This window comes from Martinezella sp. CNPSo 3732 (genome assembly GCF_057784515.1).
This window is the reverse complement of the sequence record NZ_JBXSOO010000003.1, coordinates 345,950-367,334: the sequence shown is the minus strand read 5'-3', so window position 1 is coordinate 367,334 and position 21,385 is coordinate 345,950. Positions and strand designations below refer to the sequence as shown.

Sequence of the window (21,385 nt, the reverse complement as noted above, 5' to 3'; positions counted from 1 at the left end):
CATGACAGGCGAACAATCCGCCAATGCATTTGCATCCTCAGGACCGATCGTTCTGATCGGCGCCGGCAATATGGGCGGGGCATTGCTGACGGGGTGGCTGAAAAACGGCGTGCCGGGATCATCGGTCATCGTCGTCGATCCCAATCCGGCGGAAGCGATGGGGAAAATGATTGCGGATGCCGGTGCAAGCCATGTCACCGAAGTTCCGAAAGGTGTGACGGCGGGGGTTCTCTTCATCGCCGTCAAGCCGCAGCTGATGGACGCGGTTCTGCCGCCGTTCAAGCCGCTTGTCGGGGAGACGACGGTCGTCGTCTCTATCGCGGCCGGCAAGACGCTCTCCGCGCTTGAGACGCATCTGGGTGAAGCGGCCATGGTGCGCGCCATGCCGAATACGCCCGCCATGGTCGGGCGCGGTGTGACGGGCGCTTTTGCCAATGCACGCGTGAGTGACCGCCAGCGGCAGCTGGTTCAGAACCTGTTGAAAGTGTCCGGCCCGGTCGAATGGGTGCCCGGCGAAGCCGATATCGATTCGGTGACTGCGGTTTCGGGCAGCGGCCCGGCTTATGTTTTCTATCTCGTGGAATGCATGGCGGAGGCGGGCCGGAAGCTCGGCCTGCAGGCGGACCTCGCCATGCGGCTCGCACGGGAAACTGTCGCGGGGGCTGGTGAATTGTTGCACCAGTCTCCCGACGACGCTTCGCGCCTGCGCCAGAATGTGACCTCTCCCGGTGGCACGACCGCTGCCGCGCTGAGCGTCCTGATGGCGGAGGATGGCATGCAGCCTCTATTCGACGCGGCCCTCGAAGCGGCGCGCAAACGGGCGCAGGAACTGGCCGGTTGAGTTTCCTATAAAGGCAGGATATGGCGGAAGAGATCACTTACGGCGATTTCGAGCGGGTGGATATCCGCGTCGGAACGATCATCGAAGCGGAGACTTTTCCGGAAGCGCGCAAGCCTGCTTACAAGCTCAGGATCGATTTCGGGCCGGAGATCGGCATCAAGCGCTCCTCCGCGCAGATCACCGTGCACTATACGCCGGAAACTCTTGTCGGCCGGCAAGTGCTGGCCGTGGTCAATTTCCCGCCACGCCAGATCGGGCCGGTTCGCTCCGAAGTGCTGACGCTCGGTTTCGAGGATGAGTCCGGCGCGATCGTTCTGGCTGCGGTGACCCATCCGGTGCCGAATGGCAAAAGGATGATGTGAGCGGCGCCCCTTTCACAATCGAAAGGACGTGTCCTCAGTGAATATCTTTTGATACCGGATCGGTCAGACTGAAATCAAGGAATTCTGCTTCGAAGCCTTCGCGTTGCGGCGAGCAGAAGGTCGGGCCGACCAACACTTCATCGAGCGTCGGATCGAACCAGGCGAGCCTTGCCATGCGCCATTCGCTCATGCGGTCGGTGCGATACTGGATGAAGAGGGCGTCGCCGTTGCGGGTGACCCGTGCCGACATGGCATCGAACTCGTGATCGAGCCGGAAGGCCGACCAATCGGAGTTGCCATTGGTGACGACGACGCTGAAATGCCTGCCGCCGTCTGTGTATTCGATCCCGCATTTCATCCAGTGCCTGGCATCGTGGCGGACCATCAGGCCGGCCTGATCGTAAAGTTCCCGATAATGCCCGACGAAGGTGACTACGGCGGTGAAATCGCCGCGGCGGGGCATTCCGAGAAAATGACCGTCGTCGCGGTGGAAGCCGTAATAGGTTTCCTGCCAGAAATCGGTCTTATTGCCGGACTGGACGAACAGGCGTCCCTGGTTCACTTCCCACATCGGCGGCGTGTTCAACCAGTGCATGCCATCGATATCGATCGGCATATGCTCTCTCTCTCTCTCTCTCTCTCAGGCAGGAATGCGGATGGTGGCGCGCAAGCCGCCGAGCGGGCTGTCGCCGAGCGTGACATTGCCGCCATGGCTACGGGCGATGTCGCGTGCAATGGCAAGGCCGAGGCCTGTGCCCGACTTGTCGAGATTGCGGGCCGAATCCAGCCGGAAGAACGGTTTGAATACATCATCCCGTGCGGCGACCGGAATGCCGGGCCCATCATCGTCGAAGATGATCGTCAGCCACTTGGCGCTATGCCTCGCTTCCACGCGGAGGCTGTTGGCATAGCGTCGTGCATTGGTGGCGAGGTTCGTCACCAGGCGGGTAAATGCATTCGGCCGGACGGAGATTTCGTCATCTCCTTCGATGGAGAAGCTCATGGACTTGTCATGCAGCGTGAAGTCCTGCCGGACTTTCTCGAGGATATCGCTGAGCTTGAATTGTCCGACATCTTCTTCGGCCTCGCCGCGAGCGAAGGCCATATAGCCCTCGAGCATGCTTTGCATGTCCTCCACATCTTCGCTGAGGCCGACAAGATCCGGATTTTCGCCGACAAGGGCGAGCTGCAACTTGAAGCGGGTGAGAACGGTGCGCAGATCGTGGCTGACGCCGGAGAGCATGGCCGTGCGCTGTTCGATCTGCCGTTCGATGCGCTCGCGCATCAGGATGAAGGCAAGGCCCGCGCGGCGTATTTCGTCGGCGCCGCGGGGAGAGTAGTTTTCCAGGCGCTGGCCCTTGCCGAAGCTCTCCGCCGCCTGAGCCAGCGCCAGGATCGGGCGGATCTGGCCGCGCAGGAATAGGACGGCGATGCCGATTAGCACTAGCGACGTACCGACCATCCATAGAATGAAGATATGGGTGTTCGAGGCGTAGGTCTGGCTGCGCTTTGCGAAGACGCGCAGCACCTTGTCCGGCAGCTTAACGCGGATTTCGACCAGACTGGAGTTACCGACCGTATCGATCCAGAAGGGTAGATTGATTTGTTCCTTTATCTCGTCGCTCAAAATGCCATCGAGGATGGAGAAGAAGGGCTTTTCGCGCGGGGGCGGTAATTCACCCCCAGGTTCGATCGATATACTAAGGTCGAGCTTCTGACGCGCCATCTGGGTGATGGCGGAATAGTCAGCATCCTGCGGATAGGTTTGGATGATGGTGATGATGGCGGCGATGTCGCGCGTGGTCGCCATCGACAGCCGCTGCGTCACCATCTGCCAGTGGCGCTCCATGAAGACGACGGTGACAACCGCCTGCAGAATGATCATCGGCAGGATAAAGATCAGCAATGAGCGGGCATAGAGACCGGTCGGCAGGATATAGCGACGCATCCAGCGCGAAAGCCACCTCAGGCCGTTGGATGGCGTGTGATCCTGGTCGCGTCTGATCGAATCGAATGTCACCATAATCTGATCCCGCGGGCCGATCTCAGTCTATGCTCAGGCGATAGCCGATGCCACGCACCGTCTGCAGCCAGATAGGGTTGGCAGGGTCATCTTCAATCTTGCGGCGCAGCCGGTTGATCTGCACGTCGATCGTCCGCTCGCCCACTTCGGCATCGTTGCCGATGAGTTCATGGCGCGGGATCGTCTCGCCGGCGCGCTTGGCAAACAACAGCATGATTTCCTGCTCGCGATCGGTAAGCCGGATGAGCTCCGCCGCCTTCTTCAGCTCCTTACGGGTGAGCGAAAACGTATAAGGACCAAACATCACGAGCTCGATCTTCGGGGAATCGGCGGGCGCGTTGCGGCGAAGAATATTGTTGACGCGCAGCACCAGCTCGCGCGGGTCGAAGGGCTTTGGCAGATAGTCGTCCGCGCCGGCCTCAAGGCCCGCTATACGGGAATCGGCTTCGGCCAGCGCCGTCAGCATGAGGATCGGAATGTTCTTGATAGCACGCAGGCTCGACGTCAGCGCAATGCCGGATTCGCCGGGCATCATCACATCCATGATGATGAGGTCGAAATCGAGCCCTTCCAGCTTGCGGCGGGCTTCGGCGCCATCGGCGGCAGCCGTGACGCGAAAACCTTTCTCCATAAGATAACGGTTGAGGAGGGCACGGATACGTGTGTCGTCATCCACCACCAGAAGATGTGCTGCGTCATCCGAGATTGCTGCTTTTGTCGTCATTCGGTTCGTCTCGATCCTGTCCTACCCATCGATTGAGTTGACGCATTCCGCACCGGCCCCACGGGCGGGATTGCCGTCATTTCTCGGTCTGCATTCCCCGCAGGAAACGCTTCACGCTTTCGCGCGTCGCTTCCGACGCGCCTTCGAATGCCCTTTCAATGCGGCGCGATTGCGGCTCGGCCAGCGCCAGCGCCAGATCGCGCCCTGCCTGCGTCGGGTACAGTTTGCGCTGCCGCCGGTCCTCCGGACCTGCGACCTGGCGAATATAACCCGAATCGATCAATTGTTTGAGAACCCGCGCCAAACTCTGTTTGGTGATCTGCAATGTTTCCAGAAGGTCCGCAACCGTCATGCCGGGTTCGCGGTTAACGAAATGGACGACACGATGATGAGCCCGGCCGAAACCGCTCTTGACGAGGATCTGGTCCGGATCGGAGACAAAATCACGGTAAGCGAAGAAAAGCAGCTCGATAATCTCGAAATCGATGCTTCCCGCATTCTGCATCGGCGTAGCCAGCAGCTCAGTCTTTGCCGCATTCTGGCTCATCTGTCGTGGCACCGTGACATTTCCTTTCCTATTATGGAGCATCCGGGAAACTTCCGCAAAAATATGTCAGTTATGTTGACGCATTTTTACGTCGTTGCCCGCTTTCGCACAATGCCATGCCGCCCAAATGGCGCTGCTTCATTAAGAAATTAAGTGCGGCCCCATAAAAACTCCAACATATCCTGCATTCTCTTCCGCTCCCGCCGGCACGGAGACGCAGGGATCAGATGCTTGGTGAAACGGTAAGATCGCCCGGGGCAAAATGAAAGCCTTAGATGGGCTCTCGGGTGGGAGAGTGCACATATCCGGTCATTGAAGGCAGCAAATATCGTAGCGATGGCATGCTTTCGCCTTGCCTAGCTCGATGCACGGTGAAAGCGGCTGTTGCCAAGCAGAATTGCGCATTGATCCGCACAAGCCTGACCGTTGCCCGGCCGGGCTTGTGCGATCCGATCTAGTTAGGACTTGCGGCCGAGAACGGCACCAACGATCGCGGAGAGCACGCCGCCGGCGACCAACGAGGATATGCCTTGCGCGATGAGGCCGGTCAGAGCTTCGCTGCCGATCAGGTTCAGGATGAGGCCGCCGCCAAGGCCGCCCACGGCCCCGGCGATCGTTCTCGCAATGAGATTGATCCCATCCTGCTTCAAAACGGCGCTTGCGGCGTTGCCACCGATCGCACCGGCAATCAATTGCGTAATGATAGGCCCTAGACTTTCCATGACTGCCCTTCTCCCATAATTCCGGAGACGCTTCCGGATGCCCTCTCGCGGCGTCCCGGATCGGTGCCAGGGAGCGGCGATAATCCTTCATTGATATTAGGATTACATCATGCACGGATCGCTGGAAATAGAAGGGCAACTCAAACGGGAGAATCCCGCAATAATTTCAGGGGAAATTCGCGATTTGGACATGCGGCCGCCCCGCCGCATGTCAATTTCGCCATCTTATGTGGCACTACGGGGCGAATCAGCGGTAGACGTAGACGATGCGGCGTGTACCCGGATCGACCAATACGGGCTGGTGGTTCACCTCGACGTAGCTGTATTGGTAGTCTGGAATACGGTGCACTTCGACGCTTTGTGGAATGGTGGCGCCGACCGCCAGATCTCCACGCAACTGCACCGCATCGACCGGATTGTCGTCAATGTAGGTCCGTACTTCCTCGGGCGGAGTGATTGCGACTACATCGCCACTGCTCTGATCGGCGGGCCCCAGCAATTCGTCGCTCGGATCGGGCTGAACGCGCTGGACGCTGCCGGTCTGGACCGGATCGGTCTGTTCGTAGGTGATGGTGGGGATGCCCAGATCATCCCGGTGGTCCTGAACGACGACCGAGATGCCATTCTGTTCGACGCTCAGATATTGCGCATAGACCCAGCCGCGCATGCCATTGACGTCAACCCGGCACCAGCGGCTCCCTTCGACGCAACCGTCGAGCGTTGCTTCGGACCCGCGAGTGGCGACGCCGACCGTCGGAAATTCCGCACCCGGCCCGGAACGAACTTCTATATCCGTGGCGGTGGTTGCGGCCATCTCGGCCTGAGCGAGACCCGCACTGCCGAGAAGGACAAAGCCGGTCAGCAACAGATTCCTCTTCAAGGACATTGGTTTTCTCCTTCTGTCTTGAAAGACTTATCTTCAACGTTTCGAGTGCCTGAGTGTTCCGATTTGCCGGACACCAATAGGTCATCGTTCGATGGGAGGACTAAATAACCGTTTGAAATAAACGGATACTATCGAATCTCGAGGTTCGGCTGCCGGCATTCCATCACTTTGAAACTTCGGGGGCTGCTTTGTCTGATGTTTGCCTTTATACCGGCAGCACGACGATCAAACAGACGAGGCGCTCCATGGGCATGCTCCAAGCCGGCATTATTCCGGTGACCCCTTTCGAACAGAACTGCACGATCCTGTTCGATCCGGAGACGAAGGAGGGCGTGGTGGTCGATCCGGGTGGCGATGTCGATATCATTCTGCAGACCGTGCGCGAGAACGGCATTACCCTGAAGGCTATCTGGCTGACGCACGGCCATATCGATCATGCCGGTGGTGCCGACGAGGTGCGCGAAAAGCTCGGCATCGAGGTGATCGGCCCGCATGAGGATGATCGCTTCCTGCTCGAGGATATCGAAGCCAAAGCCAAGATGTTCAACATCAGCGGCGTGCGCAACGTCACGCCGGACCGCTTCCTGAAGGAGGGTGACAAGGTCTCCTTCGGCGAGCATGAATTCGAGGTTTTCCATTGCCCGGGCCATGCGCCGGGCCATGTCATCTATGTCAACCGGAAGCAGGGCTTTGCCCATCTCGGCGACGTGCTGTTCAACGGCTCGATCGGCAGAACCGATCTGCCCGGCGGCAATCACCAGCAGCTTTTAGAATCGATCCGCGACAAAGTCTTTCCGCTGGGCGATGAAGTCGGCTTCATCTGTGGTCACGGGCCGGGGAGCCGGATCGGCGACGAGCGTCGCGCCAATCCCTTTTTGCGCGGGCTGTAGGCAAAGCGTTATTGGCGGGCCTTTTGCCCCGCGTTCTCGCGGCATCTGGAAAGAATATCGTCGACAACGCTTGCGAGCGGGGCGGCCGCGTCGATGCTTATCGCATTCTTCGGAATGTCCTCCTGTGTCGCGTGCAATCGCACGATGACGTCTCGCTCGGCAGGCTTGCCGCCAAACTCATCTTCCGGCCTGGCGGCAAGCCGGCGATTCAGCGTGTCCAGATCGAGGTTGAGTAGGAAGACCCCATCGAACAGATCGATAAAGCGATGGAAATTCCTGGAACCGCCGCAGAAGAAGGTGGTCGGATGGCTTCGATCGGCGACAAGGGATTTGACTTTGTCGAGATTCCAAAGGTGATGCCTGTGCCCGAAGGTCACATCCAGGGTGTGCGGCTCATTGGCAGAGTCATCCAGAGGTTCACCCGTCTCCGGATCACCCTTGTACGCCAATTCGCGGTCACCGTGGATAACATGATGGCCGCGCCGCTGCAGCTCTGTGGCGACTGCAGTCTTGCCGGCGCCAGAAACGCCTTCGATCAAATAGTTCCTGACGCCCATTCTCCAACCTCGGGAAAGCTTCCTCGCGCGGCCAACGGCTATACGCCTAAATGCCAGTGTGACCATGGCAGGACATTATCACACAGTATTTGGATGAGAGCTCCCGCGCGATGGGGCCGGAGCTCTTATCGGAGACGTTGTATCCAGGCGGGAGGCGTGGCGCGTCGTTCAGCGAGCGAGAGGCGGTCACGCTGTCGCAAATCCAGGCGGAAAGACGAACGCTTCCCGATGGGACCTATTCCGTATCAATCAGGCGCCGCTCGAAAGCGGCACCGTGGTTCCTCGCATTTTCGTTCGGGGCACGGCTGAAATTAGTCGGTCGTGCAGAAATGGCGCATGCCGTCAAAGCCGACATAGGTGCCGGTGCGGCCATCGAAGCTTCTGTAGCGGTCGTAGCAATAACGCATCCATGCGGATGACCAGGGACGCAGACCGTATGCCGGCGCTGGCGCATAATAGCTGACGTCGCGCTCGACATAGACGCGGCGCGGTGCTGGTCGATAGTAGTAGCCAGGAGGAGGCGCGTCGTAGCCCGGGTCGACATAAGCCGGGGACGGTTCGACGTACCGCGGCTGGCTGGCGATGGCGGAGCCGACGATCAGGCCAGTTGCAAGCCCGGCAGCACCCAGCGCCCAACCATCACGGTTATGATGGTGCCAATATTCGTCGGCGGACGCGGCGCTCATGGAAGTGATCGTCAATGCCGCTGCGACGGCGGACATGACGAGCGTTTTGCCGAGTATGGTCATTGGCCTATCCTCTAACGGAAGCGGGACAAAAGTCATTCCCGCTCTTTCATGGGAGGCAAATTATACGTGGCAAACTGAATGCAGACTGAATGACAAAACCCGGCATTGCTGCCGGGCCTCAACTCGAATTTGAAAGCCGTAAGGTGTCTTAGCCAGCAATCTGCAGATTGACGGCCTTCGGTCCCTTGCCGCGGCGATCCGGTTCCGTGTCGAAGCTTACCTTCTGGTTTTCCGACAATCCTGCCAGACCAGAAGCCTGAACTGCAGAAATGTGTACAAAGATGTCTGCGCCACCCTTGTCCGGTTTGATGAAACCGAAGCCCTTATCGGTATTGAAAAACTTTACAGTGCCAGTCTCGGCCATGCCTCAGGTCCTTTTCTCTCTGCCCACCATCCACACGGGCAGCATTACTTTAGTTGCCCTTGCGGGCGCTTGCAGGCAGTTCTCGAAATTTGAAGGAAAAGGTCCCCGTAACTCGGCATGATCTCAATGCGATGTTTGCCACCCGCTTCTCGACCAGGCTGACCGGAATATTAGCGTTTCCGGCTCGCAATTCTATTAGGACTTCCCATGCTCTAAAAATGCCCGAACACTATTGAGAGTGCTGTGTTTATGGGAAATTGGCAAGCAAAAGTTTTTTAACGTGGCACAACCGCTACAATACCGTAACGCGAATATGTTAGGGCGATTCGCAAATTTTCCCACTTTGAAACAAGTTTCTAAGGGTTTTGCATCGCTCGCGATATAGTATTGGCGAAATTTCCCCAAATTCGCTGGTGTGAACGGCCATTTTCGAGCGCCCGAAAAATTTTGGCGAGGCATGCCGTCAAGCGGCTAAAAGCGCGCATTTTCGGCGTTTTTTATGCCGTGGCGTCGCGTCGGCGAGTCAATTCCGGCACCAATTCCACGGCCAGCATCGCCGCAAACATCAAAGCGCAGCCGGCATAGCCGAGCGGGCCGATGGTCTCGCCGAGCAGCAAGGCGCCGAGCGAAGCCCCGAACAGCGCTTCCGAAGATAGGAAGATCGCCGCCTGCGGCGCGGTCGTATAACGCTGGCCAATGATCTGCAGCGCGAAAGCCAGGCCCGAGGAAAAGATGCCGACATAAAGGATCTCGCCGAGTGCGGCGCTTATATCGGCGATGCTGATTGGTTCGATGACGGCGGCAACCGCGAGAGCGAGAACGGCAGTGACGGCAAATTGCACGGCGGAAATACCAAGCGGGCGTCCGGTTTCGTTGACGGCCGAGCCGGCAAGCGTGATTTGCGCAGCCCAGAAGAGCGCGCAGATTACGGTCAGGAAATCGCCGACGGTAAGGCGCGAGAAGGAGCCGCCCGAGAGCAGGTAGATGCCGCAAAGCGCCATCAATGCCGCTGGCCAGATGACCCAATGCGGCGAGCGGCGCAGGAAGATAACAGCGATCAGCGGAACGAAGACCACATAAAGGCCGGTGATGAAGCTGGAATTCGTAACCGTCGTCGTCAGCAGGCCAAGCTGCTGCGTTGCCGCTCCGCCGAAAAGAGCGAGGCCGATCAACAAAAAGGAGAGCCAGTTGCGCGACGTCAGCGGCTTCGTGGCCTTTCTGTTTTCCATCCACACGAAAGGCAGGACGACCATGGTGGCCACGGCAAATCTGAGGCCGATGAACCAGAACGGTCCGATCGCCTTCATCGCTGTCGATTGCGCAACGAAACCGCCGCCCCAGATCGCGGCGGCAAGCAACAACAACAAATTCGCCTGTATGCGAGACATCTGTATCCTGCGGGAAGGGGAGGAAGAATGAGGCGATCGTTAGCAGCTGCTTTTGCTCGCGGCAAGGCCGAAAGCTGCCCGGAGCGGAGCGCTGAGCCTAGCTCGCGGCTCTCGAAATCCTCAGAAGCGCACCGTTGTCTTCATCGGTCGTGACCAGCAGCGCGCCATCTGGCGCGACCGTAATATCACGTAAGCGCCCGAATTCGCCGTCAAACATACGTTCCTGTTCGGTGATCTTGCCTTTGCCATCCTGGCTCAACCGTGAGAGCAGCTCGAACTTCAGTGCCGTGACGAGGAAATCGCCGTTCCATTCAGGAAACATCTTGCCGTGGTAGACGACAATGGCGCCCGGGGCGATCGATGGATCCCAATAGAAACGGGGCTGCTCCATACCGGGCTTTGCCGTGCCGATGCCGATCTTCGTGCCGTTGTAATTGACGCCGTAGGAAATAACTGGCCAACCATAGTTCTTGCCAGCTTCGGGCGTGTTGATCTCATCGCCGCCTCGGGCGCCGTGCTCTGCAGTGTAGAGCCTGTTCGTCTGGCTGTCGAAAGTGATGCCCTGTGGGTTGCGATGGCCCTTCGACCAGATTTCCGGCAGAGCGCTTTTGCCGTCCGTGAACGGATTGTCGGCGGGAATGCTGCCATCGGCTTCGATATGGATAATGGAGCCGGCATCGTCCTGAAAATCCTGGGCGCGGTCCTGTTGACCACGGTCGCCGAGGCTGACGAAGAGGCTGCCGTCGCGGGCAATCGCAATGCGCGACCCATACTGGATATTGCCGCGCGACAGCTTGTTCATCAGGAAGATACGCTTCACATCGGTCAGCCGAGTTTCGTCCGGCGATAGTCTGGCGCGAAAGACGGCCGTGCCGCTTCCGCCATCGCCTGCCACGGAAGCCGTGAAATAGAGAGTGCGGTTGCTTGGGAATTTCGGATCAAGGGCGACATCGAGCAGGCCACCCTGGCCGCGCGCATAGACCTCTGGCACGCCGGAAATCGGGGCCAAGGCTTTCCCATCGCGGACAAGACGCATACGGCCGGGCCGCTCGGTCACGAGGTAAGCGCCATCTGGTAGCACTTCCACCGCCCAGGGGTGCTCGAGCCCTGTCGCTATCTTCTCGACTTTGACATCAACCTTTTGCGTCTTGATGGTCTGTGCCGGCGCGGCGAGCACCGGTGTTCCCGCGAGCAGGGCACAGACCATCAAAGCGATCGTAAATCCGCTTCTGCCTGATCCTGTTTTGGCCCTGTGCATCCGTTCGACCTCCCCAAGAGTCTTGTTTTCGCAAGGTGGGGCCGTTCGACTGCCGTTCAAGGCTGGTTGTGGAACCGATAACGTCTTTGTGTTCTCGCTTCCGGCTGAAAGAAGCTTTTCGGGTCTTCCGAACCCGCGTGTAGGCGAGGTATTTCCCGCGTAAGGAGGTGTGCAGCTTGCCTTCTGAGAATCGGATATTCATGAAGTATTTGATCTCTATTGGAAATTTTCGCCGTCTTCAGAATCCGATTCAGGTGCTTCGCGTGATGATTCAAGTTCAGAGGGGCTACGGTGCCCGGCTACGCTTGATCTGTCCTCGGCGAAAGCGGCGCCTGGTCTCGTGGGCAGGCTTCTAGCCGGGTAAGAAAAGCTAGCGTGCGGAGCCCGGAAAGCCATGAAATAAAGCCACTGTGACGCCTTTGTGCTTGAAACGTCGGTCCATATTCGACATAGAGCTTAGCGCAGAAATCTGGTCCACAGGCTTTCTGCCATTTTCAACCGAATAGGACCGATCACCATGGCCTTTCTTGCCGACGCTCTTTCCCGTGTAAAGCCTTCTGCCACCATCGCCGTTTCCCAGAAAGCGCGCGAGCTGAAAGCAAAAGGACGCGACGTGATCGGCCTCGGCGCCGGTGAGCCGGATTTCGATACGCCCGATAATATCAAGACGGCGGCCATCGACGCGATCAACCGCGGCGAGACGAAGTACACGCCGGTCGCCGGCATCCCGGAACTGCGCAAGGCGATCGCCGCCAAGTTCAAGCGCGAGAACAATCTGGACTATGCTCCCGAGCAGACCATCGTCGGCACCGGCGGCAAGCAGATCCTGTTCAACGCGTTCATGGCGACGCTGAACCCGGGCGACGAAGTCATCATCCCGACCCCTTACTGGGTTTCCTACCCGGAAATGGTGGCGCTGTGCGGCGGTACGCCGGTTTTCGTCGCGACCACGCAGGCCAACAGCTTCAAGCTCCAGCCTGCCGATCTTGAAAAGGCGATCACGCCGAAGACCAAGTGGTTCATGTTCAACTCGCCGTCCAACCCGTCGGGCGCTGCCTATTCGCATGCCGAACTGAAGGCGCTGACGGACGTGCTGGTCAAGCATCCGCATGTCTGGATCCTGACCGACGACATGTACGAGCACCTGACCTATGGCGATTTCAAATTCGCCACCCCGGTCGAAGTCGAGCCGAGCCTCTATGACCGCACGCTGACGATGAACGGCGTGTCGAAAGCCTATGCCATGACCGGCTGGCGTATCGGCTATGCCGCCGGCCCGCTGCAGCTCATCAAGGCGATGGATATGATCCAGGGTCAGCAGACTTCTGGCGCGACCTCGATCGCCCAGTGGGCTGCAGTCGAAGCGCTGAACGGTCCGCAGGACTTCATTCCGCGCAACAAGAAGATCTTCGAAGGTCGCCGCGATCTCGTCGTATCGATGCTGAACCAGGCGAAGGGCATTTCGTGCCCGGTTCCGGAAGGTGCCTTCTACGTCTATCCGTCCTGCGCCGGCCTAATCGGCAAGACGGCTCCGACCGGCAAGGTCATCGAGACGGATGAGGATTTCGTCTCCGAGCTGCTGGAATCGGAAGGTGTTGCCGTTGTCCACGGTTCGGCTTTCGGCCTCGGGCCGAACTTCCGCATCTCCTATGCGACCTCGGAAGAGCTGCTCGAGGAAGCTTGCCGCCGCATCCAGCGCTTCTGCGGCGCCTGCAAGTAAGCGGCCAGCGATAGCTTACATGGAAAGCCCGCCAGAGATGGCGGGCTTTTTCGTATTCAGGCTGACGGTTTCGGCTTCATTAAATGATTCAAGCGCTTCGCAATTTGAATCCGCCTGGCGGCGCAAGTCCTTGAAATCGGAATTAAAGACCGAGCGCCGTCAGCATGATGAAAGTCGCGAAGAGAATGAAATGGGTCATGCCCTCGATGGCGTTGGTTTCGCCGTCGTTGAGGTTGATGGCGGCGACGATCAGGGTGATCATCACCATGACCGTCTGCACCGGCGACATGGCCATGATGAAGGGCTGGCCGGTATAGAGCGCGATCGCCTCCATGACCGGCACCGTCAGGATGACTGTCGAGAGCGAAGCGCCAAGGGCGATGTTGACCGTCGCCTGCATGCGGTTTCTGAGGGCTGCGCGCAGCGCCGTCAGAATTTCCGGCGCGGCCGAGATGGCGGCAACGACGATCGCGGCGATGGCGGGCGGAGCGCCGGTGCCCTTGAGGCCGGTGTCCATGAAGGCTGACATAAACTCCGCCAAAGCACCGATCAGCACGACGCCGATCAGGATTGTCACGATCGAAGTTGCCGTGGATTCCTCTTCATGATGCTCTTCAGCCTCCCCAGCTGCGAGCTTCTTTTCCGTGCGCGGATAGCTGTAGCTGAAGAAATAGCTATGCCGGCCGACCTGCATGCGCAGGAACAGCGCATAGAGAGCGATCATTGCAACGATGGTGAAGGCGGAATAATAGTGCCATTTCGCATCCGGTATGAATTCCGGCACGATCATCGAAATGCCCATGGCAGTCAGGATCATCACGCCATAGGTCCGGCTGGAATCGTCATTATAGGGCTGTTCGCCGTGTTTCAGGCCGCCGAGCAGGGCGGCTAGGCCGAGGATGCCGTTGATATCGAGCATGACGGCGGCATAGATCGTGTCGCGCACCAGCGTCGGCGAGCTCTCGCCGCTCATCATGATGGCGAGGATGATGACCTCGACGGCAACGGCCGAAAGAGTGAGGATCATCGTGCCGTAGGGGTCGCCGACCTTGACGGCGAGCGTCTCGGCATGATGGGCGACGCGCATGGAGGCCAGTACGATCGTCGCGATCAATGCCGCTGCTGCGATCATTGATGCGCCCTGGCCCATTTCCAGAATGGAATGTTCGCCGACATAGGCGCCAACGGCAATTATCAATGCTACCAGCAGGCTTCTTTCCTGCTTAAACCACTTCGCTAAGATCACTTTCCCACCTTTGCGCCGATTCACGGTTGCACTCTAAAGCAAGGAGTTCGCACATCAAGCTTGCAAGGAAGAGGGCGAAATTTGCAGTTAACGCGGTTTAATGGAATACTGCGCGAATAGGTCTGCCCAACCACAATGCAGCGGCATCCTCGAAACCGTCTCAGATGCACGCGATTCTGCCGGCAACGTCCGGTTTGAAGGTCTTGGCAGATGAGAAGGAGGGTCTGAATGGTCAAGGTCGTTTACGAAATCGTGCCGCATGACGGTGGATGGGCTTATCGCTTCCGTGACGTTTATTCGGAAGCGTTTCCAACACATTCCGAGGCCGTGGAGGCCGCCAGGATCGTGGCGGCGGAACAGCAAATCGGGGGAGATTCAGCCGAAATCAGCTGGCAGGACGAGAGCGGCAAGTGGCATGAGGAATATGCCGACGGCGGTGACCGCCCGGAAACGGAAGTTATCGACGGCCAGATGCATTTTCCGCCGGTCGATACTGCCCCTGGCGCCTAGATCTGCCGCTGACCGGCTGCCTTCTCGATAATCGCGTCGACGAAGTGACGTTTCTCGGCGGTGTAGCGATCGCCATCATGTCGATGCATTTCGGCGAGCTCCAATTTCAGCGTGGCGTAGGCTGCCGCTTCTGCAGGATGTGCCCGAAGATAATCGCGAAAGATCACCCTGCGCTCATGGGTCCGGTTGTTCGGCGGGCAGAGATAAATTCGTTCCGGCGGTCTGCCGTCGCGTCGCATGAAGGCCCAAACATCATCATCATAGCGATTGCCGCGGGGTTCGTAATTTTGCTTGAGAAGAATCTGCGTTGCAGCAGGCACGTCGGCTGCGCCGCGCAGGATGACGTCGATATCGATGAGCGGTTTTGCTGCGATTCCGGGAATGGATGTGCTTCCGATATGTTCGATCGTCATGACACAGGGCGCCAGCAATCGTTCGAGCTTTTCGCGGATGCGCTCGAAATCCCCTGGCCATCGCGGGTCGTATGGCACCAGTTCCACCGCCGTTCCCATGGTCAAGATCCGTTCTTCACGTTGTTTTCCTTAATGTAATCGAGCAAACCCATCACCAGGGCATCGAATGTCACCCGGCAGCGTGGCGACGTCTTCAGATTTTCATGCATGACGATCCAGGTGTCGATCTCGACCTCGATCTCCGGCAACAGCTGGACGAGGGCTGGGTCGCGGCCTGCCAGGGGAATTTGAAGGAAGCCGATGCCGATGCCGGCGCGCAGGGCGTTATGCAGAGCAATGCTGTGATCGGAGCGAAAGCTGAAAGAGACGCCTTCGAGCATCGGATAACGCTTCGTCATCATGCGTATATAGGCTGTCTGGCGATCGAAGCCGATGAGTTTGTGCCGACGCAGTTCCTCCAGAGTTTCGGGCTTGCCATACCGCTCGATATAGCTGCGATGGGCGAAGAGGCCGAGTGAGATGATGCCGATATGCCGGGCAAGCAGTGCTTCTTGCGCCGGCGCGACCATGCGTACGGCAATATCGGCCTCGCGCTGCAGCAGATCTTCCACCGTATCGGAGGCTGAAAGCTCCACGATCAGATCCGGAAATCCTGCCTGCAGCTTGGCAAGGATCGGTGGCAGCACTTCGGCGCCGATGACCTCGCTCGCGCTGATGCGTACCGTGCCGCTGACCTTATCCTTCGAGGCGGAGGCTGCGCGCAACAGTGCGGCGGTCGTGCTCGCCAAAGTCTCGGCATAGGGTTTCAGAACGAGGGCGGTATCGGTGGGTAGCAGCCCCTGTTGCGAACGCGTGAACAGCTCCGCGCCGACCGATTGCTCCAAGGCAAGGATGTGACGGCCGACCGTCGGCTGTGTCAGGCCGAGTTCGCGCGCAGCAGCCGAGAGTGAGCCGTGCTCCAGCACGGCAAGAAAGGTGCGATAGAAATCCCAGCTTGGCTCAGCGACTCGAGTCATACATTTATGTATATCATCTGCAGATTTTTCGGCAATTTCGTTTATCATCGATACCAAGCATAGTCAGGCCATCGAAACCGATGGAGATGACGATGAGCAACAATAAGGAAAGCACGAAGACCGCCCTGATACTCGGCGCGACCGGCGGCATCGGCGGTGCCGTCGCGGAAGGGCTTGCCCTTCGCGGCTGGCGCATTCGGGCGCTGAACCGCAATGCGGCCGAGGCGGCTCGTCGCCAGCCGGAATTCGACTGGTTCCAGGGCGATGCCATGCAGGCGGATGATGTTCTGAAGGCGGCGCAAGGCGCGGATGTCATCGTGCATGCTGTCAACCCGCCCGGCTACCGCAATTGGGGCAAGGTCGTCCTGCCTATGCTCGACAATACCATTGCCGCCGCCAAGGCGGTCGGTGCACGGATCGTGCTGCCAGGTACGGTCTATAATTTCGGTCCCGATGTTTTCCCGATTGTCACGGAAGAGAGCGCCCAACGGCCGAAGACCCGCAAGGGGGCCATCCGCGTGCAGATGGAGCGACGTCTGAAGGCTGCGGCGGAGCAGGGCGATACCCCTGTCATCATCGTTCGCGCCGGCGATTTCTTCGGGGGTGCGCGCGCCAACAGCTGGTTTTCTCAAGCCATGGTGACGCCAGGTAAACTGATCACTTCGATGACCTATCCGGGCAAACGCGGCGTCGGCCATCAATGGGCCTATCTGCCCGATGTTGCTGAAACCATGATCCGGCTGATCGAGAAAGGCGACCAGCTGCCGGCCTTCGCCGCCTATCATATGCGCGGTCATTGGGATGGAGACGGCAGGCAGATGATCGAGGCCGTCCAGCGCGTCGTTGGTCACAGGGTGAAGGTAAAATCATTTCCCTGGTGGATCGTGCCGCTAGCCTCTCCCTTCGTGACATTCATGCGGGAGCTGCGCGAAATGAGCTATCTCTGGGACGTGCCGCTGCAAATGCGGAACGACAAGCTGGTGTCCGTGCTCGGCGAAGAGCCGCATACGCCGATCGATGAGGCGGTAAGGGCAAGCCTTGTATCGATCGGTTGCCTGCAAACTGCGTGAATGGCTCGTTTCACCCGCCTCAGAAGCCGATATGGAGAGCCCCCGCAACATGGGTTGCGAGGGCTCTTTGTCGAAAGCGCAATCTGGCTGGGAAGCCCTAATCAGGCTGCTTCTTCGAGCGTCGGGTAGTCGGCATAGCCCTTGGCGCCGCCGCCATAGAGCGTTGCCTGGTCCCATTGGGCGAGCTGTGCGTTTTCCTTCAGGCGACGGACAAGATCCGGATTCGAAATGAACGGCTTGCCGAAGGCAACGACATCGGCCTTGCCGCTGTCTACAGCCTCGATCGCCATTTCGCGGGTATAGGCATTGTTGAGCATCCAGCCTGCCTTACCGCCTGCAGCCTTATAGGCCGCATGGAGAGCGTCGTAGTCGAAGGGCAGGAAGTCGCGCTTGCCGCCGGTCTGGCCTTCGACGACATGGATATAAGCAAGGCCGTATTTCGCCAGGCCTTCGACGACCTGGGTGAAGAGCTGCTGCGGAGCCGGGTCGCTGGCATCGCCAGACGGCGTGACGGGCGAAATGCGGATCGCGGTGCGGCCCGCGCCCACTTCCTTGGAGACCGCATCGACCACTTCGAACAGAAAGCGGGTGCGGTTCTCGATCGAGCCGCCATACTGGTCTGTACGGTCATTGATATCGCCGCGCAGGAACTGGTCGATCAGATAGCCGTTGGCGCCATGGATCTCGACGCCATCGAAACCGGCATCGATCGCAGCGCGGGCGGCCTTGCGGTAATCCTCGATGATGCCCGGGATTTCCGAGGTTTCGAGCGCACGCGGCTCCGAGACGTCGGTAAAGCCGCCGGTGCCGTCGCCGTTGACCAGATAGGTCTTTGAATTTTCAGCGCGCCTGGAGGTCGAGGAGACCGGCTTGCCGCCATTCGGCTGCAGGGTTGTATGGGAGATACGGCCGACATGCCACATCTGCACGACGATCTTGCCGCCATTGGCGTGCACGGCGTCCGTCACCTTCTTCCAGCCATCGAGCGCTTCCTTGCTGTAAAGGCCGGGAACGTTGGCATAGCCCTGGCCCTGATGGGTGATTGCCGTTGCTTCGGTGATGATCAGGCCCGCGGTGGCGCGTTGGGCATAATATTTGACGTTCAGATCGTTCGGCACGGCGTTCGGCGAACGGTTGCGCGTCAGGGGTGCCATGACAATGCGGTTGGCGATGGAAATATCGCCGAGCTTCGTCGGTTCGAATAATTTGGTCATGGGGTAGTCCTTTCTATGAGGGGGAGAAGAAGAGAGGAGGAGGAGATCAGGAAGAGGTAGGTGCCTCTTCTTTTTCGGTCGCGCCGATGGCGAAGGAATTGAGTGCGAGCAGGGGGAGTGCAAGGCGCATCTTCACAACTCCTTTTGCATGGCTTCGAGGAATTCGGCGATTGTTTCCTCGTTGCGTTTATAGAAAATCCACTGGCCAAGTCGTCGCGTCGTCACCAGTCCAGCGCGATGCAACGTGCCGAGATGCGCCGAGACTGTCGATTGCGACAGGCCGCAGCGCTCGAACTGGCTGGCGCAGACGCCAAGCTCCAGCGGATGTTCCTGGGTCGGGAAATGTGTTTCCGGATCTTTCAGATGATTGAGGATTTCGAGCCGGGCCGGATTGGCCAAGGCCTTCAATATCTCGTTCTTGTCCATGGCGTTCACCGCATGAATATCGAATAATTACGATTTATGTATCGACGGTTTTCGATATATCAAGGGCGACGCTGAATATTATTTTTGGCAGAACTGCCGACGTGCGTGCTTAGAAATTGGGCAAAAAAAGAGGGCCACCGGTATGAACCAGGGCCCTTATAGGTGTGAAGGTCAAAACCTCCAGAGGGGAACAGCCAATGCGGTGGAACTGGGAGGAAAAGCCACCATGTGCATCAGCTGAGTGCGTTATGATGCTAATTTGTGCAGTGCGCAATGCTTTTTTGTGCATGGCAGTTATGCGTTTGCTACGTCGGCGGCAAAAAGGCAAAAAAAAGGGCCTCCGGAGTGATCCAGGGCCCTATAGGTATGAAGGTCAAAAACCTCCAGAGGGGAACAGCCAATGCGGTGGAACTGGGAGGAAAAGCCACCGTGTGCATCAGCTATGTGCGATATGGTAGTTAAATGTGCAGGCTTCAACTCTCATTTGTGCATATCAGCTATGCGTCATATGCGTAGCTGGTATGCTGGCCGTAAAAAGAGTTCGTTATCAGTGACTTACCTTCGTCAGAAATTCCAGTTGCGCGCTTTCGCGACGATAAAATCACGAAAAACCTTGAGCTTAGCCGCATTCTTCATTTCGTCTGGATAGCAGAAATAGGTGTCGAAGGACGGCACGTCCGCGTTGATCGCGAGTTGAATGAGTCCCGGGTCGCGGCCGACGATATAATCGGGCAGTACCGCGATGCCGATGCCAAGCAGGCAGGCACGCTTGATCGACGTCTGGCTGTTGATCTGCAGATGCGGAATGCGCTTGTTGTCGGATGAGCGACCGGCAATCTCCAGCCAGTTGACATCAAGTAGGTAGTTCGGTGCCGGCTCGCCGAAGCTGATGATGCGATGTTCGTCCAAATCCTCAACCGACTGCGGCTCGCCGTAGCGGTTGATATAGGAGGGGGCGGCATAGACGTGCATGTGCACGGTGAAGAGCTTGCGCTGGATCAGATCCGATTGTTGCGGCTGGCGCAGACGGATGGCGCAATCGGCGTGACGCATGTTCACGTCCAGCTCCTCATTGTCGAGGATGAGCTGGATCGACATATCGGGATAAAGCTGCAGGAATTCCTGGATCTTGTCGGTGAGCCAGCCCTGGCCGAGGCCGACGGTCGTCGTCACACGCAGCTTGCCGCTCGGCTTGTCGGTCGTCTCGGTCAATTGCATCTTGACAGTTTCGAGCTTCAGCAGAACGTCATGAGCCGTGCGATAAAGCAGCTCGCCCTGTTCCGTCAGGATGAGGCCCCGCGCATGGCGATGGAAGAGTTTGATGCCGACATCCTGCTCGAGAGCGCTGACCTGGCGGCTGATGGCAGATTGGGACAAATGCAACTTATCCGCCGCATGCGTGAACGAACCCGCTTCGGCAGCCGCGTGAAAGATACGCAGCTTGTCCCAGTCCAATGGCATGCCGTTTCCCCTCATCGGCTGCATCACTCCGCAGCCACGGCGACGGGCATGTGCCCGGTCAAATAGCGTTCCGCCTCAAGTGCGGCCATGCAGCCCATTCCTGCTGCCGTGATCGCCTGCCGGAACGTATCGTCGGTCACATCACCGGCGGCATAGATGCCTTCGACGTTTGTCGCGGTCGAATCCGGTGCGGTCCAGAGATAACCGTTGTCCTTGAGCTTCAATTTGCCTTTGAAGAGCTCGGTCGCCGGCGCATGGCCGATGGCAACGAAGATGCCGTCGATCGGCATTTCCGTGACGGCGCCGGTACGCGTATCACGCAGGCGTGCGCCGGTGACGGACGGCGGCATCGGCGGCTTGGCCGGCGTGCCGGTGATCTCGGCAACCTCGGTATTCCAGAGTATCCTCACGTTTGCCTTGGCGAACAGACGCTCCTGCAGGATCTTTTCCGAGCGGAAGGTATCGCGGCGATGCACCACTGTTACCGATTTGGCGATATTGGAGAGATAGAGTGCTTCCTCGACAGCGCTGTTGCCGCCGCCGACCACGATCACATCCTTGTTGCGATAGAAGAAGCCGTCGCAGGTGGCGCAGGCGGAGACACCAAAGCCCTGGAAATGCTGCTCGCTCTCGATACCCAGCCATTTCGCCTTGGCGCCGGTGGCAATGATAAGCGTATCGGCGGTCCAGACCTGGCCGCTGTCGGTATGGGCGACGAAAGGACGCTTGCTGGTATCGACTTCGGTCACGAGGTCGTTGACGATCTCGGCGCCGACATGTTGTGCCTGCTGAAGCATCTGCTCCATCAGCCATGGGCCCTGGATAGGATCGGCAAAGCCCGGATAGTTCTCGACATCAGTCGTGATCATCAGCTGGCCGCCCTGTTCGAGACCGGCGATCAGAACGGGCTGCAGCATCGCGCGCGCGGCATAAACCGCTGCGGTGTAACCGGCTGGGCCGGAACCGATGATGAGCACCTTCGTGTGGCGGGCAGGCAT

The 21,385-nt window shown here is 58.6% G+C and carries 24 protein-coding genes; 6 read left to right on the top strand and 18 right to left on the bottom strand.

All coding sequences use genetic code 11. The features are described 5' to 3' along the window. Window position 1 precedes the first annotated feature (1 nt). On the top strand, window positions 2–841 hold the full coding sequence (proC, locus tag AC13RM_RS10435; protein WP_374815233.1) for a pyrroline-5-carboxylate reductase: 840 nt from the start codon (window positions 2–4) through the stop codon (window positions 839–841). Between the two features lie 20 nt (window positions 842–861). After that, the gene (locus tag AC13RM_RS10430) at window positions 862–1,203 is read left to right on the top strand and encodes a tRNA-binding protein (protein WP_113230299.1); all 342 of its coding nucleotides are present in this window, start codon (window positions 862–864) and stop codon (window positions 1,201–1,203) included. Between the two features lie 34 nt (window positions 1,204–1,237). Here AC13RM_RS10430 and AC13RM_RS10425 read toward each other — a convergent pair whose 3' ends face one another. The 6 genes from AC13RM_RS10425 to AC13RM_RS10400 all read right to left on the bottom strand — a co-directional run bounded on the left by AC13RM_RS10425 (window position 1,238) and on the right by AC13RM_RS10400 (window position 6,105). After that, the gene (locus AC13RM_RS10425; protein ID WP_113230300.1) at window positions 1,238–1,819 is read right to left on the bottom strand and encodes a DUF1349 domain-containing protein; all 582 of its coding nucleotides are present in this window, start codon (window positions 1,817–1,819) and stop codon (window positions 1,238–1,240) included. Between the two features lie 24 nt (window positions 1,820–1,843). Further along, entirely contained in the window at window positions 1,844–3,226 is a 1,383-nt protein-coding gene (locus AC13RM_RS10420) for an ATP-binding protein (RefSeq protein WP_113230301.1), read from the bottom strand. A gap of 22 nt (window positions 3,227–3,248) precedes the next feature. Then, window positions 3,249–3,950: a response regulator gene (locus tag AC13RM_RS10415; protein ID WP_113230302.1), complete on the bottom strand. Its 702-nt coding sequence runs from the start codon at window positions 3,948–3,950 to the stop codon at window positions 3,249–3,251. Window positions 3,951–4,026: 76 nt separating this feature from the next. Beyond that, window positions 4,027–4,497: a MarR family winged helix-turn-helix transcriptional regulator gene (locus AC13RM_RS10410; RefSeq protein ID WP_285171541.1), complete on the bottom strand. Its 471-nt coding sequence runs from the start codon at window positions 4,495–4,497 to the stop codon at window positions 4,027–4,029. 458 nt (window positions 4,498–4,955) lie between these two features. Further along, window positions 4,956–5,219 carry a hypothetical protein gene (locus tag AC13RM_RS10405; protein ID WP_092711633.1) on the bottom strand — a complete coding sequence of 88 codons (264 nt, stop codon included), beginning with the start codon at window positions 5,217–5,219 and terminating at the stop codon, window positions 4,956–4,958. A gap of 247 nt (window positions 5,220–5,466) precedes the next feature. Next, window positions 5,467–6,105, bottom strand: coding sequence for a DUF1236 domain-containing protein (locus AC13RM_RS10400; RefSeq protein ID WP_488554912.1), 639 nt, complete (start codon window positions 6,103–6,105; stop codon window positions 5,467–5,469). Between the two features lie 245 nt (window positions 6,106–6,350). Here AC13RM_RS10400 and AC13RM_RS10395 point away from each other — a divergent pair, with 245 nt between their 5' ends. Then, window positions 6,351–6,995: an MBL fold metallo-hydrolase gene (locus tag AC13RM_RS10395; RefSeq protein WP_285171237.1), complete on the top strand. Its 645-nt coding sequence runs from the start codon at window positions 6,351–6,353 to the stop codon at window positions 6,993–6,995. An 8-nt stretch (window positions 6,996–7,003) separates the two neighbouring features. Here the strand turns inward: AC13RM_RS10395 and AC13RM_RS10390 are convergent, their stop codons facing one another. The 5 genes from AC13RM_RS10390 to AC13RM_RS10370 all read right to left on the bottom strand — a co-directional run bounded on the left by AC13RM_RS10390 (window position 7,004) and on the right by AC13RM_RS10370 (window position 11,311). Then, entirely contained in the window at window positions 7,004–7,552 is a 549-nt protein-coding gene (locus AC13RM_RS10390; protein WP_488554911.1) for an AAA family ATPase, read from the bottom strand. A gap of 311 nt (window positions 7,553–7,863) precedes the next feature. Then, a complete protein-coding gene (locus AC13RM_RS10385; protein WP_285171239.1) occupies window positions 7,864–8,301 on the bottom strand; it encodes a BA14K family protein in 438 nt (145 codons plus the stop codon). A 148-nt stretch (window positions 8,302–8,449) separates the two neighbouring features. Continuing rightward, complete coding sequence (locus AC13RM_RS10380; protein WP_004116423.1) at window positions 8,450–8,665, bottom strand: cold-shock protein; 216 nt, start codon at window positions 8,663–8,665, stop codon at window positions 8,450–8,452. A gap of 497 nt (window positions 8,666–9,162) precedes the next feature. Then, a complete protein-coding gene (locus AC13RM_RS10375) occupies window positions 9,163–10,053 on the bottom strand; it encodes a DMT family transporter (protein ID WP_113230307.1) in 891 nt (296 codons plus the stop codon). 97 nt (window positions 10,054–10,150) lie between these two features. Further along, window positions 10,151–11,311, bottom strand: coding sequence for a PQQ-dependent sugar dehydrogenase (locus AC13RM_RS10370; protein ID WP_285171240.1), 1,161 nt, complete (start codon window positions 11,309–11,311; stop codon window positions 10,151–10,153). A 517-nt stretch (window positions 11,312–11,828) separates the two neighbouring features. Here AC13RM_RS10370 and AC13RM_RS10365 point away from each other — a divergent pair. After that, the gene (locus AC13RM_RS10365) at window positions 11,829–13,031 is read left to right on the top strand and encodes a pyridoxal phosphate-dependent aminotransferase (RefSeq protein WP_113230308.1); all 1,203 of its coding nucleotides are present in this window, start codon (window positions 11,829–11,831) and stop codon (window positions 13,029–13,031) included. A 142-nt stretch (window positions 13,032–13,173) separates the two neighbouring features. Here AC13RM_RS10365 and AC13RM_RS10360 read toward each other — a convergent pair whose 3' ends face one another. After that, a complete protein-coding gene (locus tag AC13RM_RS10360; RefSeq protein ID WP_483315312.1) occupies window positions 13,174–14,181 on the bottom strand; it encodes a calcium:cation antiporter in 1,008 nt (335 codons plus the stop codon). Window positions 14,182–14,505: 324 nt separating this feature from the next. On the opposite strand from AC13RM_RS10360, the gene AC13RM_RS10355 reads away from it, so the two are divergent. Next, window positions 14,506–14,787, top strand: coding sequence for a DUF2188 domain-containing protein (locus AC13RM_RS10355; RefSeq protein ID WP_092711617.1), 282 nt, complete (start codon window positions 14,506–14,508; stop codon window positions 14,785–14,787). On the opposite strand, the gene AC13RM_RS10350 is transcribed toward AC13RM_RS10355, so the two are convergent. Both AC13RM_RS10350 and AC13RM_RS10345 read right to left on the bottom strand, forming a co-directional pair. Next, the gene (locus AC13RM_RS10350) at window positions 14,784–15,299 is read right to left on the bottom strand and encodes a GrpB family protein (protein WP_285171542.1); all 516 of its coding nucleotides are present in this window, start codon (window positions 15,297–15,299) and stop codon (window positions 14,784–14,786) included. The genes AC13RM_RS10355 and AC13RM_RS10350 overlap by 4 nt on opposite strands. A 2-nt stretch (window positions 15,300–15,301) precedes the next feature. Next, window positions 15,302–16,216, bottom strand: coding sequence for a LysR family transcriptional regulator (locus tag AC13RM_RS10345; RefSeq protein ID WP_285171243.1), 915 nt, complete (start codon window positions 16,214–16,216; stop codon window positions 15,302–15,304). A 92-nt stretch (window positions 16,217–16,308) separates the two neighbouring features. Between AC13RM_RS10345 and AC13RM_RS10340 the strand changes: the two genes are divergently transcribed. Continuing rightward, window positions 16,309–17,286 (top strand): SDR family oxidoreductase, encoded by a 978-nt coding sequence (locus AC13RM_RS10340; protein ID WP_285171244.1) that lies wholly within the window; start codon window positions 16,309–16,311, stop codon window positions 17,284–17,286. A gap of 101 nt (window positions 17,287–17,387) precedes the next feature. Here the strand turns inward: AC13RM_RS10340 and AC13RM_RS10335 are convergent, their stop codons facing one another. The 4 genes from AC13RM_RS10335 to trxB form a co-directional block, all read right to left on the bottom strand. Continuing rightward, on the bottom strand, window positions 17,388–18,500 hold the full coding sequence (locus tag AC13RM_RS10335; protein ID WP_285171245.1) for an alkene reductase: 1,113 nt from the start codon (window positions 18,498–18,500) through the stop codon (window positions 17,388–17,390). Window positions 18,501–18,632: 132 nt separating this feature from the next. Then, entirely contained in the window at window positions 18,633–18,926 is a 294-nt protein-coding gene (locus AC13RM_RS10330; protein ID WP_112344094.1) for an ArsR/SmtB family transcription factor, read from the bottom strand. Window positions 18,927–19,490: 564 nt separating this feature from the next. After that, window positions 19,491–20,387 carry a LysR family transcriptional regulator VtlR gene (locus AC13RM_RS10325; RefSeq protein ID WP_113230315.1) on the bottom strand — a complete coding sequence of 299 codons (897 nt, stop codon included), beginning with the start codon at window positions 20,385–20,387 and terminating at the stop codon, window positions 19,491–19,493. A gap of 23 nt (window positions 20,388–20,410) precedes the next feature. Then, window positions 20,411–21,385, bottom strand: coding sequence for a thioredoxin-disulfide reductase (trxB, locus tag AC13RM_RS10320; RefSeq protein ID WP_488554910.1), 975 nt, complete (start codon window positions 21,383–21,385; stop codon window positions 20,411–20,413).

What these genes read in the sequence shown, in the direction of transcription:
- proC (WP_374815233.1), top strand. Translation starts at nt 2, where the DNA reads ATGACAGGCGAACAATCCGCCAATGCATTTGCATCCTCAGGACCGATC.
- AC13RM_RS10430 (WP_113230299.1), top strand. Translation starts at nt 862, where the DNA reads ATGGCGGAAGAGATCACTTACGGCGATTTCGAGCGGGTGGATATCCGC.
- AC13RM_RS10425 (WP_113230300.1), bottom strand. Translation starts at nt 1,819, where the DNA reads ATGCCGATCGATATCGATGGCATGCACTGGTTGAACACGCCGCCGATG.
- AC13RM_RS10420 (WP_113230301.1), bottom strand. Translation starts at nt 3,226, where the DNA reads ATGGTGACATTCGATTCGATCAGACGCGACCAGGATCACACGCCATCC.
- AC13RM_RS10415 (WP_113230302.1), bottom strand. Translation starts at nt 3,950, where the DNA reads ATGACGACAAAAGCAGCAATCTCGGATGACGCAGCACATCTTCTGGTG.
- AC13RM_RS10410 (WP_285171541.1), bottom strand. Translation starts at nt 4,497, where the DNA reads ATGAGCCAGAATGCGGCAAAGACTGAGCTGCTGGCTACGCCGATGCAG.
- AC13RM_RS10405 (WP_092711633.1), bottom strand. Translation starts at nt 5,219, where the DNA reads ATGGAAAGTCTAGGGCCTATCATTACGCAATTGATTGCCGGTGCGATC.
- AC13RM_RS10400 (WP_488554912.1), bottom strand. Translation starts at nt 6,105, where the DNA reads ATGTCCTTGAAGAGGAATCTGTTGCTGACCGGCTTTGTCCTTCTCGGC.
- AC13RM_RS10395 (WP_285171237.1), top strand. Translation starts at nt 6,351, where the DNA reads ATGGGCATGCTCCAAGCCGGCATTATTCCGGTGACCCCTTTCGAACAG.
- AC13RM_RS10390 (WP_488554911.1), bottom strand. Translation starts at nt 7,552, where the DNA reads ATGGGCGTCAGGAACTATTTGATCGAAGGCGTTTCTGGCGCCGGCAAG.
- AC13RM_RS10385 (WP_285171239.1), bottom strand. Translation starts at nt 8,301, where the DNA reads ATGACCATACTCGGCAAAACGCTCGTCATGTCCGCCGTCGCAGCGGCA.
- AC13RM_RS10380 (WP_004116423.1), bottom strand. Translation starts at nt 8,665, where the DNA reads ATGGCCGAGACTGGCACTGTAAAGTTTTTCAATACCGATAAGGGCTTC.
- AC13RM_RS10375 (WP_113230307.1), bottom strand. Translation starts at nt 10,053, where the DNA reads ATGTCTCGCATACAGGCGAATTTGTTGTTGTTGCTTGCCGCCGCGATC.
- AC13RM_RS10370 (WP_285171240.1), bottom strand. Translation starts at nt 11,311, where the DNA reads ATGCACAGGGCCAAAACAGGATCAGGCAGAAGCGGATTTACGATCGCT.
- AC13RM_RS10365 (WP_113230308.1), top strand. Translation starts at nt 11,829, where the DNA reads ATGGCCTTTCTTGCCGACGCTCTTTCCCGTGTAAAGCCTTCTGCCACC.
- AC13RM_RS10360 (WP_483315312.1), bottom strand. Translation starts at nt 14,181, where the DNA reads ATGGGCCAGGGCGCATCAATGATCGCAGCAGCGGCATTGATCGCGACG.
- AC13RM_RS10355 (WP_092711617.1), top strand. Translation starts at nt 14,506, where the DNA reads ATGGTCAAGGTCGTTTACGAAATCGTGCCGCATGACGGTGGATGGGCT.
- AC13RM_RS10350 (WP_285171542.1), bottom strand. Translation starts at nt 15,299, where the DNA reads ATGGGAACGGCGGTGGAACTGGTGCCATACGACCCGCGATGGCCAGGG.
- AC13RM_RS10345 (WP_285171243.1), bottom strand. Translation starts at nt 16,216, where the DNA reads ATGACTCGAGTCGCTGAGCCAAGCTGGGATTTCTATCGCACCTTTCTT.
- AC13RM_RS10340 (WP_285171244.1), top strand. Translation starts at nt 16,309, where the DNA reads ATGAGCAACAATAAGGAAAGCACGAAGACCGCCCTGATACTCGGCGCG.
- AC13RM_RS10335 (WP_285171245.1), bottom strand. Translation starts at nt 18,500, where the DNA reads ATGACCAAATTATTCGAACCGACGAAGCTCGGCGATATTTCCATCGCC.
- AC13RM_RS10330 (WP_112344094.1), bottom strand. Translation starts at nt 18,926, where the DNA reads ATGGACAAGAACGAGATATTGAAGGCCTTGGCCAATCCGGCCCGGCTC.
- AC13RM_RS10325 (WP_113230315.1), bottom strand. Translation starts at nt 20,387, where the DNA reads ATGCCATTGGACTGGGACAAGCTGCGTATCTTTCACGCGGCTGCCGAA.
- trxB (WP_488554910.1), bottom strand. Translation starts at nt 21,385, where the DNA reads ATGCCTGCCCGCCACACGAAGGTGCTCATCATCGGTTCCGGCCCAGCC.